The organism is Bradyrhizobium sp. 179 (assembly GCF_023073535.1).
Lineage (GTDB): Bacteria > Pseudomonadota > Alphaproteobacteria > Rhizobiales > Xanthobacteraceae > Bradyrhizobium.
The window spans coordinates 106,909-122,547 of record NZ_JADPJR010000102.1; the positions used below are offsets into that span (position 1 = coordinate 106,909).

General features: G+C 59.4%; 8 protein-coding genes and 4 pseudogenes. 6 read left to right on the top strand and 6 right to left on the bottom strand.

What is annotated here, in order from left to right; all coding sequences use genetic code 11:
* Positions 1-762: 762 nt before the first annotated feature.
* Positions 763-1,009 (top strand): annotated as a pseudogene (locus IVB12_RS23520) (hypothetical protein); the annotation flags it as partial.
* Positions 1,010-2,593: 1,584 nt separating this feature from the next.
* Here IVB12_RS23520 and IVB12_RS23525 read toward each other — a convergent pair.
* Positions 2,594-4,453, bottom strand: coding sequence for an HrpF/NolX family T3SS translocon protein (locus tag IVB12_RS23525; protein ID WP_247302527.1), 1,860 nt, complete (start codon positions 4,451-4,453; stop codon positions 2,594-2,596).
* Positions 4,454-5,098: 645 nt separating this feature from the next.
* Between IVB12_RS23525 and IVB12_RS23530 the strand changes: the two genes are divergently transcribed.
* The 5 genes from IVB12_RS23530 to sctV all read left to right on the top strand — a co-directional run bounded on the left by IVB12_RS23530 (position 5,099) and on the right by sctV (position 9,816).
* A complete protein-coding gene (locus IVB12_RS23530; protein WP_247302528.1) occupies positions 5,099-5,284 on the top strand; it encodes a hypothetical protein in 186 nt (61 codons plus the stop codon).
* A gap of 491 nt (positions 5,285-5,775) precedes the next feature.
* Complete coding sequence (locus IVB12_RS23535; RefSeq protein ID WP_247302530.1) at positions 5,776-6,666, top strand: FHA domain-containing protein; 891 nt, start codon at positions 5,776-5,778, stop codon at positions 6,664-6,666.
* A gap of 36 nt (positions 6,667-6,702) precedes the next feature.
* Positions 6,703-7,239 (top strand): hypothetical protein, encoded by a 537-nt coding sequence (locus IVB12_RS23540; RefSeq protein ID WP_247302539.1) that lies wholly within the window; start codon positions 6,703-6,705, stop codon positions 7,237-7,239.
* Between the two features lie 2 nt (positions 7,240-7,241).
* Complete coding sequence (locus IVB12_RS23545) at positions 7,242-7,685, top strand: histidine kinase (protein WP_247302541.1); 444 nt, start codon at positions 7,242-7,244, stop codon at positions 7,683-7,685.
* A complete protein-coding gene (sctV, locus tag IVB12_RS23550) occupies positions 7,666-9,816 on the top strand; it encodes a type III secretion system export apparatus subunit SctV (protein WP_247302543.1) in 2,151 nt (716 codons plus the stop codon). Before IVB12_RS23545 ends, sctV begins: the two co-directional genes overlap by 20 nt.
* A 1,304-nt stretch (positions 9,817-11,120) precedes the next feature.
* On the opposite strand, the gene IVB12_RS23555 is transcribed toward sctV, so the two are convergent.
* From IVB12_RS23555 to IVB12_RS38445, 5 genes and pseudogenes are all read right to left on the bottom strand, one after another.
* Complete coding sequence (locus IVB12_RS23555) at positions 11,121-13,562, bottom strand: NEL-type E3 ubiquitin ligase domain-containing protein (RefSeq protein WP_247302545.1); 2,442 nt, start codon at positions 13,560-13,562, stop codon at positions 11,121-11,123.
* A gap of 67 nt (positions 13,563-13,629) precedes the next feature.
* A complete protein-coding gene (locus tag IVB12_RS38260) occupies positions 13,630-13,821 on the bottom strand; it encodes a hypothetical protein (RefSeq protein WP_346658519.1) in 192 nt (63 codons plus the stop codon).
* 112 nt (positions 13,822-13,933) lie between these two features.
* Positions 13,934-13,978 (bottom strand): annotated as a pseudogene (locus IVB12_RS38265) (hypothetical protein); the annotation flags it as partial.
* Positions 13,979-14,920: 942 nt separating this feature from the next.
* Positions 14,921-15,127: pseudogene (locus IVB12_RS23565) on the bottom strand (transposase); the annotation flags it as partial.
* A 44-nt stretch (positions 15,128-15,171) separates the two neighbouring features.
* Positions 15,172-15,429, bottom strand: a pseudogene (locus IVB12_RS38445) (transposase); the annotation flags it as partial.
* Between the last annotated feature and the right edge of the window lie 210 nt (positions 15,430-15,639).

The window sequence follows — 15,639 nt, forward strand, 5'->3', positions numbered from 1 at the left end:
ACTTCCACCGCCCGAGCGTCTCGTGCGCTGGATGGCTTGCTCGACCTGGTGGCACTCCCAGTCCGAGGCAGCGAACTGCACGCAGTGTCGACCGGATATTCGGGTGGGCGCGTGGCGCGCAACGCGATCGCGAGAGTGACTCCGGATGACGTCACCTGCTACGTGGCACTGCCGTTCGACGAGCGCCTGATCGGCGGTTGGCGTAGGAAGGGGCGCGCCGCGCCCGAACTCATGGAAGCTCCGCCTTCCGAAGCCGAGTCGGAAAGACAGGCAGCCGGAGCTGAGCCATCGACTACATGCCCGCGGCTCGTCTTCCGGTCTCGAGCCAGCTCTGCTGGGATTATTGGCGGACGACGGTCTGGCCGCCGGCGAAGTGGTAGATTGCCTGAGCGCAAACGCAGCTCTTGTGCTCGCCGAAGCGCTCTCGCGGAAGCCGCGCATGCTCGTGGCGATCGCCTTCGCGACCAAGATGGCTCGGACGATTTGGGCATGGCCAATCGGAAGGTGGATTATCGGGAACCCAGCGCAGGCAGTGACGGCATCATGACGAATGCGGCACGAAAGAGCCTGATGTTGGTGAAGGGTGCGAGCAGGAGACGACCCTAATGGGCGGAACGATCGAACAGATCTGGATCAGGAAAACCAGTTAGAGCCGAAAGCGCCGAGGTGCTCGGAGATGAGAATTGGACTTGATCCGCGGATCACCATACCGGCCAGCGGCTTCTGAGGACGCCGTAAAAGGAAGGCCTGACAGAAGACCGCATCGTCCACACGCCGAACGGGTCAGAAACTTCTTGCATCACGGGTGGCAACGACAGAAGGCTCTACACGAAGTACCGTCAGCCCGCCAGTGGCCGCCGCCAAGGCGTCGTTTAGTCCGTCAACCGCGTATCGGACCGAGAACAACCCCGCCTACCATCGCAGAAGAAGGGTGGGCGCGGCCGTCGCCGGCCGGACCGGTTGGCCGATGTGTTTTGAGTCAGAAGTGGTGCCGATGCTCGAGGCAGCCCGATATCACCGATGCGCAGTGGCTGCAGCGGCTCCATTCGTTTGGGCTGTCGCGAGCCAGCTTTCGGCCCAAAGTACAGATTGCGGAGCCGCGATCCTACGTGCGCCAGCGCGAGCGTCTGATTGGGTACGCGGCCTCCCACATCAAGCATATGCACAAGGCCTTGACGGAGATAAATCTTCAACTCCACCAGGTCTCGCCGACATCACCGGCGCCACCGGCTGCGCCTCATCCGCGCGATCCTTGCCGGCGAGCGCGATCCTGAGGCGCTGGCGTGCTTGCGCCATTACAGTTGCCACGCTAGTGCGGAGACGATCGTGAAGGCGCTCACCGGAGGCTATCGCGCCGAGCGTCTGTTTGCGCTCGAGCAGGCACTTGCGCTTTAGGACGCCTACCACGAGAAAGCATCTGTCTGCGACGCCCCGGATCGAAGCCGTGTTGAAGGCGCGTCGGAATCGAACCGATCAGGCGAACGCTCTAGCTTACGAACGTCCGCGTGGCGCTGTTCCGTTGGTCGGAAAGGACGTCACCACGCTCGACGGCCTCGGTCCTTACCTCTCGCTGAAGCTGATCGCTGAATGGGGCGACGACCTCTCCTCGTGGCGAAGTGCAAAGCATTGTACCTCTTGGCTGGACTGGCGCCGAACAACAAGGTCTCCGGCGGCAGAATGCTCTCGTCCGAACGCGCGGATCCGGCGGTAGGGCGGCGGCACTTCTGCGCCTTGCTGCCGTGACCGTGGGCCGTACAGACACCGCGCTCGGCAGCTTTTACAGGCGACTTTCATCGCGTATCGGCAAGGCCAAGGCAGTGACCGCCACGGCCGGCAAGATCGCAGTTCTGTTCTACAATGCTGTGCGATACGGACGGACTATGTCGATCCAAGGGCCTCGTCCTACGAGACGCGTTACCCAACGCGAGTGGTCAACAATTCGCATGGGCGTGCCAAGGCATTGGCCTTTGTTCTCCAACCCTTGGAGCCGCAAGTCGGTGCTCTCGTTTCTTAGGAATCATTCTCCAGCGTCAACTCCCTGCTCTTGGCATTTAGTGACTTCACATCGACCGCGGGCGCAACCGTCGCCGAGCTCCCCGCGCCGAACACGTCAGAAGCCCAAGCCTCAAGCTGAGCTTTCCAGGCCGTCACCGGATGGGGTGGACGTCGAAGTGCTCGGCCAATTGGGCTATCGTCCGGTCGCACTTGACGGCGGCAAGCGCCACCTTCGCCTTGAAAGCCGGGCTGTGGTTCTGCGCGGTTCGTCTGTTCTTGGTCTCTCCTGTTCGCGGCCATCATCGCCGCTTTCAGGCAGAAACTCCAATTATCGACCAAATTCCGGACCCGGCTTCTCAGAAGAGTGGCGCCAGGTGCTTGGGGTGCGCCTCGAGTGCAGCGCGCGTTCTTCCGCCGCCGTTTGCCAAGTGGCGGCTTCGCCCTGACGACCTGGCACATACCGAGTTTCTCGACGCCGTGCTGTCGAGCGGCGCTGAAGGTGCAAGCCTCCGTCCCTGAAAAGGTAGGTACCCATCCGCACCTTACCCGCAAAACTGGCCTTTCAGACCACCGTCTGAGACGACGACGGCGTAGCGACCTAACTCGGAACGCCTGCGGCCTGCATGGGCTCGGTAAGGCGTGCCTTCAGGTCGTCCAAATGGTCCTCGGCATAGGACTGCACTTTCGAGATCGCCGTATCGAGGCCGAACTGCACGGTCTGTTCGAGCATCTCCTTTGCGAGGCCCTCGCGCAGCGCGAATTTGACCTCGGGCCCAGCGACAAAGCTAATGGCCTGCCCCGCAAGATTAAGGCCAACCTCTTTCAGGGCCTGTTTCATATCACCCCCGCTAATGCCCGTATGCAGAAGGCTCAATGCTTGCGACTCGAGCTCGAGCACCATCGACACGCCATCGGCCAACTCGCCCAGTCCCGGAATGACGCCGAGCAGGCCTACTGCCGTGGCCTCCCAGTCGAGCACCTTCGAGCCCACCTTGGCTACGTCATCGACCGCATGCATGAGGACCCCGCCATTCTTCTTCGGAGACGCGACATCGGGTTGGTCGGATACCCCCATCACCATATCTGTGACTGCATTTTGTTCAGCGGCGGTCTTGGGGACATGGGTCTTGATCTGCTGAACGGTATGGTTCGCAGGTGACATGTTGCTATAGAAGTGCCTGAAGTCGTTGTTGCTGATATTACCAGAGTCGACCGTATGCCCGCCGCCTAAGTCGAAGAACTCCTGATGGGTTTTGTAACCCGTAATCGAATTGTTTAGCAAACGGAACAAGAGCGGGTCCGAGAGCAGTTGCGATGCCGCTTCTCGTATCTTCGGGTCGAGAGTCTTGTCATCCACCATACTCGCCAACTTGTGTCGTGTCAGGTCGCCGTCCCCGAAGAAGGCATTCTGATTCTTGTTAATCGTGTCGAGCGTGTTCAGCTCGCTTTGCGTGGAATTCATCGACGACGAGGCGACTTGCAAGAAGTCTTCCTTGTGGATTTTATCAGTCGCACCACCGCACAACTGCTTCCAGGCGTCCGGGTGATCGAGGAAGTGTTGAGCCGCCGCGATCAGCTGAGGCGGACACTTACCGATGTCGGCGTTGCCGTCGACGATCCGCTTGAAATCGTCCAGGCTCAAATTCTTGGGCAGGTAGTCAGAATACTTGTAAAGCTCGCGCAATGCATCATTCAAGGTCATGACCGATGCTTGTCCCTTCGAGGTGCCGTCGGATGGAATATAGTTCTGCTCGTAGCTGTGCGCTTGCTGCTCCTGGAATGTAGCAACCTGCGAATGGCTGGCGGAAAACTCTGACAGATCCTTGGCCTTGATCTTGCCGCCGCAGCGGCCGTCCCCTTGGGAGCCAATCGCATAGAAGAGCTCTGGATCGCGTCGCAATCCGTCGATCGCCTCCTTCAGATCCGGGGGCGTCGACGGATCGCTGGCCTTGGCTGCCAGCGAGTCCCAGCTGAGTGGGCATTGGTCCTTGTGCCGGTTCAGCACTGCCACGATCTGCAACTCGGCATTGGTCAGCGTGCCGCCGTTCCACGTGATCCTAGAGCTTGGCACCGGAGTGCTCGGTACGTCAGGCGATGGAGCAGCCGTCGACGATGCGTCTGCACTAGGGGAGTCGACCGAGGAGGAATCGACCGAGGAAGAAAAAAGCGGATCCTTCATCAGCGCCTCGATCGCCGCCTTCGCGTGCGCTGACAACTGGTCCAGCGAATCCTGCGGGATCTGTCGCTCTGATTGCAGCAGATCCGGTGGCGTGGAGGGAACGTCGGATTTCTCCTCCCGCGAGTAGATGGACACCATTGCCTCGAAGATCGAAGGTTCGCCTTGCCGAATCTGGCCGGCGGTCTGCGCGGATGATCCCAAGGCTGGCGAAGCCCCCGGAACAAGCCCGAACTGAGCTGGATCTGCACTGGCGGGCAGCGAAACGCTGTTGAGCTGCATTAGGTTCATTTCCATTCCATTGCGGTAAATACTTGGCATCGACGTCGTAAGATCGAGGCTTTCATGTTAAGGGGGCGAGCTTTCGAGAAGCTGACGACTTTTAGACGGTGCAGGACGAGCCAATGTCGGTCGTCTTAAGATCCGGGAGAGGCGTCATCGCGCTCATGAAACTCATCTCCGGCTCAGAGCATGCGCAGGCACGACGCTGCTCTGACGCTTTCGGAAAGCAGGCGCCTGCGGTCGTCAGTCCCGAGTGACGATCGCTGTGGAGCCACGAAACAACATCACCACCGATTCCCGCGGTAGCATTTCCAACTGCGCGCGGTTTTGCCTCCGCCTCGCCATCACACCATTGAGCGTCCGATCCAGGAATGTGATGAGCTCCGCTGGACCAGCCCGCTATCTGGCGTTCGTCTACATAATGTAGAGATCAGATCGCCGTAGACACTCGCGCGGTGGCAGTCCCGGCATGCACCTGCGATTGCGCGCTCTCACCTGGCCGTTGATGCTGACTGATATTGAGGTTGTTGCTGCATCCGTCTTTCGACTCGTCAGCTTCCCGACAGCTAATCCCAGTAGCGTAAGCAACGTGGATCGCTCGGTGGTGATACCACCTTTCTGACCGACTGAAGTGAGAGGCACCAGATGGCCGGCGCAATCGAAAGCGTAATTCATACCAATTCTGACAGTGGCAGCTCGCTGTCTGAAGCGGATCGTCAAAACTTCGAATCGGCTTTCGGTTCGGTTTTTGCCAATCTCGCGATGCGAGAGATGACTCGAAACATGGAAAAAATTCACGAAGCTATGGCTGAAACAGAAGAAGATACCTGACGCCGGATTCGCCGACGTCAGTGGAGTGTCGCCATTCGTGGCGGCAGATTCAAGCAGAAGGTGAAGCGATATGACGAAAACAAGCGCTACTAACTCTTCTAATGGTAGTGTTGGCCACGACCAGAATGATAGCAAGACTGATAATAAGTCCACGGGTTCCGGTGGCAGTTCCACGGCGTCTACCGCCGCATCAGGCGCTGGAACTGCACTTGAGAAGGTTGGTGGGGCGGCTACGTTCGAGGGGCTAATCGCGGAGTTGAAGGCCGTTAGCCTGCAAGCCATGGTGCAGGACATCCGGTTGCGTTCACTGTCGACCGAGCTCTCGAGTGAGAGGAAGGCGGCCAGCGAGCGCGTCAACGGATAACGGTCAAAGGCGGGGCGAATCGTCGCTCCGCCTTTCCCGTCATCGGGGTGATGTGAGTGGTGCGGCCTAGGAATGAGTCGTGCGACCAATCGCCCTGCCGTGCTCGTCATGGTTCGGAGAATTGTCCGTGAATGAGGCCGCCTCCTTACATTTCGAGGTACTGTCGGGACCTTATGTCGGGCTAAGCGGGAAGGCGGCTGCCGGAACGAGTCTTATCGGTAGCGGCCTCGACGCGGATATGGTTTTCGTCGAACAAGGTCTTGAGCCGCATCACCTACGTATCACCCTCGTTGGCAATTCAATCGAGCTTGAGGCTCTTGCAGCCGTAAGCACCCCAGAGGGCGAAGGGGATATTGCCGCAGGTGAACGTGTTGTTCTTTTTCTTCCCGCCGTCATTCGTGCGGGCGCCATGTCTATTCGCTGGTCGATGCAGAATGCAGTTGAGGCTCGGTCGATCAGCCTCTCGCGCGTTTGGATCTCAGCTCTCGCCCTCGTGCTCCTCAGCTTTCTTGGTGTAGGCAGTCTCTCGACCATTTTCTTCAAAGCCACCGGAAGTGCACCGACCGGCATTGCGCCGCCTGCCGCAGAGCTTGTACCCAAGCTGGGCATGAACCGGCCTGACGATCGGCAAGCTCAGGCTGCAGCCGAAGTGCTGAAACAGGAAATTGATAAGGCGGGCCTGCTCGATATCAGGGTTGGTTCGGGGCCGGGTTTTGTTAGCGCTGAGGGAAAAGTCACGCCTGCAACCGTTGCGAAATGGCAGGAGCTCCAGCAATGGTTCGATGGTCGTGCATACGGTGCGGTGACACTGGTGAACGGAGTGATCGTCAAGGAGGAAAAGCAGCCATCCTCAATCGCGATCGAAGCTGTTTCGCGCGGATCCCAGCCCTATCTGCTTGTCGGTGGGCAGAAGTATTTCGTCGGCGCTCTCTTGGCGGAGGGATGGGCGGTCACTCGAATCGAGGATGGGCGTGTGCTGCTAAGCCGCAATGGCCGCGTTGTTGCCGTTCCGTATTAGGCTTTCCGTGCCCGAAGGAAGGATAAGGAGATCGTCATGTCAAAGCTGTCCCGCCACGATGTCGGGCCTGGCACTGCTTCGCAGAGACTCAGCGAGCACCATCATCAACCAGTGATAGGGCCGACCATCCAACCCAATAAAGGTGAGGCGGACGGTGCTCGTGCAAATGGCGAGAAGGAGCTGGCGTCGATCTGGGGCGAGCTGAACACGCGTTATAAGCCGCTGGATGTAGCGATCGAAGCCGCATCGGAGGCCAAAGATATTGATGCAGTCGGGCGTGTCAGTCTCAACGAGATGCGCACTCGCATTTATGAGATCGAGCAACCCGCTGGGGTGGGATCGCTCTACGGGCGCGATATCGCGCACGATCTACTCTCCTTCGTCACTCCAAGCCTTCGTCATCCGGACATGCTGCGGGCAGAGCGGTATAGCATTGTTCTGGAACGTCTCGTCCATAAGCTGGCGGCCGCGCCTGCGGATTCGATGGCGGAGGACGGTATCGTCGTCCTACGGCAGGGACTGCACTGGCTAGCGCTGCTCCGCCAAAATCGGAATAGCTTGATCGAAGCCTAACAATGTTCAACTCCGATGGAGCGCAACGGACGACCAACGTTTCCGAATCCGATAACGTCTCACTGAGTTCCGGGCAGGAGCGCGATTTGCTCTGTACACTTTCCTATCTTCACCTTGCATGTGGGCAGAGCGCAGAATGCGTGGCTCTCTTGCGACTCATCGTCGGCAACGACTCGCGAGATGTCGATCTATTACGGATTCTCGCCTATGCCCTCATCTTGGAAGGCCTCGGAGGTGAGGCGTTGCAGGTCCTAGATAGACTGAACGCACTTGATGACGAACCCTCGGCGCGTATCTCTTTGATGCTGTTGCGTAGCCACGCGCTGCGGCGGGCCGGCCTCATAGACGAGGCGCTCGCCGCTTTCCAACGCTATGTCTCGTTGCGTGAGAGCACTGGCCTGATCAATCAACGATCGGAAAGTCCCCATGACCAGCGTCCTGCGTAAGATCATTGCGCGCGCGTCGGCCAGCTCCGACTTGATGGTCGCGTTGATGCTGCTTCTGACGGTCGGCATGATGATCATGCCGATCCCTATAGTGGCGATTGATACGCTCGTCGGCTTCAATCTGGGCTTGGCCATATTGCTGCTGATGGTCGCTCTCTATATTAGCACTCCACTTGATTTCTCGTCCTTGCCGAGCGTCATTCTGATTTCCACGGTATTCCGTCTGGCGCTCACCGTCTCAACGACGCGGCTGATCTTGGCTGAGGGGGATGCGGGCAGCATCATTCGCACATTCGGTGATTTCGTCATATCGGGAAATATCGTCGTCGGCATTGTCATATTTTTAGTCGTGACCATGGTGCAGTTCATCGTCGTGGCCAAGGGGGCTGAACGCGTGGCCGAGGTGGCGGCGCGGTTCACGCTCGATGCTCTGCCAGGCAAGCAGATGGGAATCGATGCGGAATTGCGCAATGGCCATATCGATCAGAATGAAGCCCGCAGCCGGCGCGCTACATTGGAGAAAGAAAGTCAGCTTTACGGGGCTATGGATGGCGCCATGAAATTCGTGAAGGGCGACGCCATCGCAGGATTGGTGGTTATCTGCGTCAACATGCTGGGCGGGATCACCATCGGCCTGCTCTCCAAGGGAATGTCTTTCCAGGCGGCGCTGCATCAATATACCCTGCTGACCATAGGTGATGCGTTAATCTCACAAATTCCCTCGCTGCTGCTCTCGATTACAGCTGCGACAATCATCACTCGAGTAAATGGGGTTGTAAGGCTCAATCTTGGGACCGACATCGTTAACCAGCTCACAGCAAACTCGCACGCATTGCGGCTGTCTGCCGGCGTCCTGGTTGTAATGGGGGCTATTCCGGGTTTTCCGCTCCCTGTCTTTCTCGTCTTGGCTGCAGTCTTTGCGGCAGCAAGCTTTGCCGACGGTGGGACCCAAAGCGGCAAGAAAAGCGCTGATATCTCTCGCCCGGCTCCCACACAGTCTAACAAGGAAACCGTGCCTGCGGAGGCGCTTCCCATCGCATTGTTCCTTGCGTCAAGTCTGACACGGGCGATCGACAAAGAAGAATTGCAACAGCACATTGCACGCGTTTCGGGACTGATCTCGTCTGATCTCGGCATCACAATTCCGCGCATCCCCATCGAGGTCGACGAGCGCTTGCCAGACTTGCAGTACAGGGTGGATGTCGAGGGCGTGCCCGTCGAGCAGGAGTTAATTGATCCAACGCAGCTCGCACTCCGCGACGATCCGGCCAACATTGAATTGAGTGGCATCCCGTTTCGGCATGACCGGGAGACGGATCAAATCTGGATTGAACAGAGCAATGCACCGGCTCTCAAAGCAGCCGGCATCGGGCACCACCGTCCCATTGAAATCCTGGCCTTGCGCGTCCATTCGGCGTTGACCCGCTATGCACAGTGCTTGGTGGGTATCCAGGAGACGCGCCAGTTGCTGGCTCGCATGGAGACGGAATATTCCGATCTGGTCAAGGAGGTGTTGCGTACGACGCCGATCCCTAAAGTAGCCGACGTCTTGCGGCGCCTCCTGGAGGAGGGTATTCCGATCCGGAACACACGGCTCGTCTTGGAAGCATTGGCCGAATGGAGCGGACGTGAACAAAACGTCGTCTTGCTCACGGAACATGTTCGCTCCGGTCTGAGACGGCAAATCTGCCACCGCTATGCCAACGCACACCGCGTCGTTCCGGTCTTTATCATCGAACGTCAAACCGAGGATATCGTGCGCAGCGCGGTTCGAGAGACTGCCAAAGGACCCTACCTGGTTTTGAGCGACGGGCAAAGCGAGGCGCTGCTCTCAAAAATGCGTCAGATCCATTCGAACGTAGTTCGGGGGCAGATCCGGCCCGTTATCCTTGCTTCGATGGATATACGACGCTTTGTCCGCGGCTTTCTCACCCGTAATGGGATCGATCTTGCTGTTCTATCCTATCAGGACCTTGCCTCGGACTTCACAATCCAGCCTGTTGGATCCATTACACTCGCAGCTGCAAAGGACGACGACGCGCCGTCCGAGGAACTCAGCAACACGTTCCTTGCAGCCGATTCACAGGCGCAGCAGTCAATCCAAGAAGGACCGCATGAATTCACCTCGTAAGGCAGTGCGGTGGCGCTTCGGTTCATTTTGTTTGCTTTCGTGCTCGGCTCTCTTCGCCACTCTGGGGCTCTGCAGTTGCGCTAGCTGGGATAGACCAGCTCTTCAAATGCAAGAGCCGCCGGCGCCAAAGTTGCTCGGCGCCAAAGATATCGATCCAGCTATGCGCGAACGCATTGAGTGCGCGATCGGCCGGACTCCTGACCAGGAGCTTTGCGCGACGCGTTGAAGCAAAAATGCTCGGAAGATCAATGCAGCGGATCGGTGTTGCGTGTCGATGCGAAAGTGCCTCGCATTGAGTGCTCGCCAACGTCTGCCTGGACCTGCGATTTATATGCGCTCAAGACTAAATGCGTTAACTCGACAACGTGGGACGCTTGATGAGCCACCAACTGCAATACAAGCAATGGCGACAGCGCAGCGTATTCCGATTGCGCGGACCAAATCACGTTGTCCGCAACGATCGGTGCACGATATCGCGCAATGCAAGCACCCGCCCGCTGCGCTGGCGTGCCGCCCTACAGAAGTGACCCGGCATAGCTAATAGTAGCGGACGTATTGGTTCTGTTGTCTCGATTACCAACTAGGTGAGCGGGGCCTTTTTGGGAACCCCCGGTGGGTGCTAAGTGCGGCAGGGAACTGCTGCGGCATAAGAGATGTGATACAGTTTGATTTGCGACGCGCCTCTCTTGCGCTAGCCCCGTTGCGTGCGGCAAGCGTGGTGCTTGGAAAAGGGGTGTCGAAACCCGCTCGTAAGATCCCTGTGTTCGTCTCCTGGCTTGCTCGTGGGCAGGAAGTCTCACGTCACGCTTTACCCGGCATAGCACTCAGCGTGAACTCCAATTGATCGGCTGATGGGGTTTTCCTGCATACGCCATGGCCGATACCAGGTGTGATGCAGGGATTTGCCGCATCGTTATGCCGCCGAGCGACTCGGCACCCGCTGGGCTCGTCAGGAGGTACAAAGGAAATTCCGAACGCCTTATGCGATGAGCCAGTCAACCAGTCCTCGTCTCACCCCGGATGGAATAGCCTGATTGCCTGGCGGCAGATTACGTAAACGATGGCGGCAGTCGGTCGATGTTGCGAAAGGTGATGAAGCACCTGCGCCGCTGCCGGGCGCGCCCGCCGCGGCAATCGTTCGAAAAAAGATCGAGCGCCGCCGTGCGGTTAGATCCTGCCGGCCGAGCACTACATTTTCAAAGATGGTCCCTCCGCGCCTCCGCGCGGGCGTCTGGAGCCGACCATGACGCGCCGACGCCTGAGTGAAAACAGGATTGACAGCTCCTTGCAACGCGATGGCCGCTTCACAGCTCAAGCGCATGGTCCGCGAGCACTTGACGCGTCAGCGCGCCCTTGATCTCGCGGACGATCTCATCGCGGATCTGCGCTCCGAACTGCCGCTCGGCATCGCTGTTCCCGATTAGCTCATGACCGGCGAGCCGTTGCTGGAGTCGGCTGTCGAACTCCTCCCCCATCGCCTCGAGCAGCCGATGCTGCATCTGTGCATGGGGTTCGGGTGCGATCCGGCTCAGCACCGTCTCCCAGGGTTGCCACCGAGTTGCCAGATAGTCGGCCAACCCCGTCTCCTCCTCGTCGCGCACCCGCATCTCAGCCGTGCTGAGGTCGTACTCAGTGACCCAGGACACGCCGAAGAAGCGCATGTCCGGGGCGATGTGCCGTAACTCAAGCCGCTCGCGCAGCTTGACCTGATAGGCCAGATAGACTTCGATCTCATCGACAAAGCGGAGCGAGTTGACCTTCTCCCTGGCGATCTGCTCGAGCGCGTCCAGGCGGAACAGGACGCGGCCGTGCTGAACGAGATCGTCAAGCCGATTGTCATAGGCGCCATCCTCGACTTCAGCGTTCAAGCGTGCGGTCTGCATGCCGTTCCAGGTTAAAGTGATGCGATCCTCGCAGCTCTCGCTCGCTTCGAAAGCCAGCTGAAAGTACTGCTGGCGCAATTGCGGCCTGGTCGCCGCCTGCCGCAGATCCTCAATCACGGCCTGCCGGAACTGGGGATTGCCAGAATTTACGGTGTCCCGCAGCCTGTCGAGGAAGCGCGCGTATTCCGGCGCACCCGCCTCGTCAGCGAAGTTCTGCCAGGCGGCCAGAACCTCCGGCTCCCCCTCGACCCAGTCGGCCACAGCCTGCGCCAGCGGCCGCTCATGATTCACCGCCGGTTCCCGGCCCATTGAGAAGAAGACCCGAGGGCCGGTATAGCCTCGCGCATTCAGGGCCGTCGCCAGATTCGTCTGCACCCGCTCGGGCAGCGGATTATCCTCCAGATAAACCATACACCCAGAATCTAGCTGCGTTAGCAGGGTCTCCGGCAGGCTGGCTAACCGGTTGTCTCGCACCTCGAGCACCTGAAGCTCGGCCGGGAGGGTCTCGGGCAAGCTGGTCAGCCTGTTGCCGCCGGCATGAAGCCTCTGGAGCTCAGGCGGGAGCGTCTCGGGCAGGCTAGTCAGTCGGTTGTCACGGACGAAGAGCAACTGGAGCTCGGCGGGGAGGCTGTCGGGCAGGCGGGTCAGCCAGTTGCCGTCGGCTTCGAGCTCTTGGAGTTCGGGCGGTAGAGTGTCGGGCAGGCTGGTCAGCCTGTTGCCGCCGACCTCAAGTAACTGAAGTCCGGTCGGAAGGGTCTCCGGCAGGCTGGTCAGCCGGTTACTGCGAACATCGAGCTGCTGGAGCTCGGCCGGCAGGGTTTCAGGCAGGCTGGCCAACCGGTTGCTGGCGACGGCGAGTGTCTGAAGGCCATCCGGAAGTGTTACGGGCAGGCTGGTTAGCTCATTGCTGCCGATGGCGAGTAACTGAAGTGCCGCCGGCAAGGTCTCAGGCAGGCTTGTCATGCGATTGCCGCGGGCGTCGAGCGTCCGGAGTTCGGCCGGTAGGTTGTCGGGTAGGTGCATCAACTCGTTTTCGCTGACGTCGAGCGTCCGGAGATCGGGCGGAAAGGCTGGGGGCAAGGTCGTTAGGCACAGGTATGGTAGCTCCAGCCGTGCATAGACGTCGCCGGCCTCTCCCCAGGCTTTGATTCGTCTTACCGCCTCTTGCCGGTCCTCGTCTTCTGTCTGCTCCTCCTCGCCAGCCCAACTGTTCAGGATTTCATCAAGCTGCGATTGCTGGAGGACGGGGCCTTCAACGTTCGTCGGACCGCCAGCGGCGGGGGAGACCCGCGCGTCGCTCAATGCTTGGACCCACTGCGCCTCTGCCGGGGCTAACCAGTGCCCTTCTTCTGAAGTATTGCCATCGCCGAGCCATGGCCGCGGGTCGAGGAAGGATCCCCCGTGATGTTGCTCCCAAGGAACAGTGGAGGTCGTTGGCCAATCATCATCGGCGTTCGCCCACGAATACTCCTGCTGGTCGACACTATGCGTCGGCAAGTGGACCGCTGAATCCAGGCCGTGCCAAACGTCCGCCGGACTGAAACTGCCGGCTGGCAACTGGCCACCGCGACTTGCGGCCGCAAAAAGCACATGCTGATTGCTCCCCTGTTCAGATTCGGTGGGCGGATTCCACGTCGACCGCGAGATGCCTTCCCCGTGGTCCAACCAGTCCGCATCCCTGTTCGACACATTATAAGGGTCGCCGCGACGATTTGCATTGCGGGGCGGGCGCTCGCGTAGGTGCAACTCGTTTAGGTGCTGTTGAAACCCCGCTTGGTCAACTGGGAGCTGTTGCAGCTCGTCGTAGTCCGTCCGGGCGAAATCCGGAGGCTCGAATTGGCCGAGATTGTGGAACGGATCCATCGGATTCTCCTTTGGCAGATCCAACAGCTAACGCCGGGCCCAGATCGACACCTTCTGCCTAGGAGACTTAGCTTTCGAGAAGCTGACGGTGCGCAGCTACGCGAACCTCCTCCGAATGAGTGGACACCTGTAGTAGGCTCAGAGAGCCAGGACGCGTCGAATGGAAGGAGGCGCGGGCGAGGAACCGCAGGTGCTCGCGCAAAGTGGTGATGACGATGTCCGCGAGCGTGGCGAACGCGACGCTCTTTCCCGCCTTCACGGCCTCGACCGCGAGTGCCGTCGCGAGATGGCTCTTGGCGGTGTCGCAAGCAGATGAATTTCAATTCGGCAAGCTCCAGAATGCGATTGCGATCGAGCGACGGCTGGAATGCGAAGTCGAAGCCAGCGAGGGTTTTGACGGTGGTCAGGCGAGACATTCTCAGCGCGGTGCTGACACGGCGACTGTCGCGCACCGTCAGCTCCTCGATAAGCGTGATCGAGCGCCTCAATCCAGGTGACCTCACCCTCTTTCAATTCGCCGCAGGTGCTGTCCAGCATTCTGAGCGCACGTGGCATCTTGAGTGCGACTAGGCCTTTCCTGACGTTGTCGGTCGCTGCCGGCTGCGCGTGCATGGTTATGGCCGGCCTTCCGATTGGGGGAGCCGTTTGCGACACCTTGGTAAAACCCCAGCGACCGGCTTGGCGATGTGATCGCCGGCCCGATCGACGAGGGCTTCGGATACGCCAGGTCGCGACCTGGACCGGTTGGCCGCCTGTCGATGCTCGGGCGCGACGCGAGTTCGCCGGCGGCCTTCTCCAGAACGGGATGGACGGCAACGATTGCGGCTTGATCGAGAATGGGATTACATCGGGCAATTGCTGCACCTCGACAATGCGCCGCGTATGGTCGGGTATGCTGTAATAGTTCCCACTGATCCACACCAGCCCGTCGTGGCTGACACGGGTCTCGATCGGCATTGGACTGGGACTCCCGATCGGCATCCAAAAGGGGCTCTGACTCATATGTGGAACGGCCCGGGCTGCAAGATCTTTCTCTGGTTGAACAAGGGACGACTGTGCGGTCATATGTTCGACCAGTAAACGCGGCGCCTGGCCGCTGGCCACGATGATATCCGCGGAAGCAATCGCCCAATCAATTTCTCGCGCTCGAAGCGCAGTGAGTCAGGCGGTCTGATTGCTACCGGGAATGTCGTCATTCGGGGTCCATCCAGATTTGCACCTTGCCTCCTTGGCAGCTTTCTTCTTCCGCCGGAGAGTTCTTAAGATTAGGTTTTCAGCATTGCAGGCGGCGCATGATAGATGCCGCCTCTGACAGCAAGGCCCAGATGGTGCGCGCAAGTTATTGGCGAACGCCACCGCTATGAGCTTGACGGCCGTCTTTGCAGCATGATCCGAATCCAGAGCGGGACTTTCAAGCCTCGCTTGCCAAGCTTGATGATTGAGGTCGCACCAAGGATCAAGAGCGTCCGTAGTTGCCGATTTCCACGCTTTGATACCGCCCCGAACCTTTCTTTCCCGCCGCTCGACTGTGCCCTCGGTGTTAACCCCGTCCAAGCCGCAAAATGTGGTGCAGTCGCAAAACCGCGAGCATTCAAGACTGATGTCCGAACGCCAGCGCCGCTACCAGTGCCTTCTCCGAGCGCTGATAGCGTTGAAGCTCGGTCGAGAACCGCCCCTGACGGTCCTGCGGCACCTTCACCCCGGGTGATCAGCGAGCGGGTATAGTAGCCGGAGCGATAGCCCAGCCGCGCCTCGCCGCGCCCAGCGCCTCCGCCATCGCGGCTTCGATAGCTTCCTGCACCGCACCCTGCATCAGGGGTTTCAGGATCCCTGTCCGACGCAATAAGCTGGTTGACGGCAGAGCCATCCGTCCTAATCTTCGTCACGGTCGTGATGGTCCTTGCTCCGCTATGGGCGGTGATCTTCGCAAATACCGGATTTACTGTGACCGCTTCAGCCGCTCAGGTTTTGCAGAACCTCCCGCACACTACCACCGGACATCCGGAGACTGGTGGACAAGGTGGCGCAGCGGCAATTCTCGTGTTCTGGAGCCGATTTACGACACGCACGTCTCGCC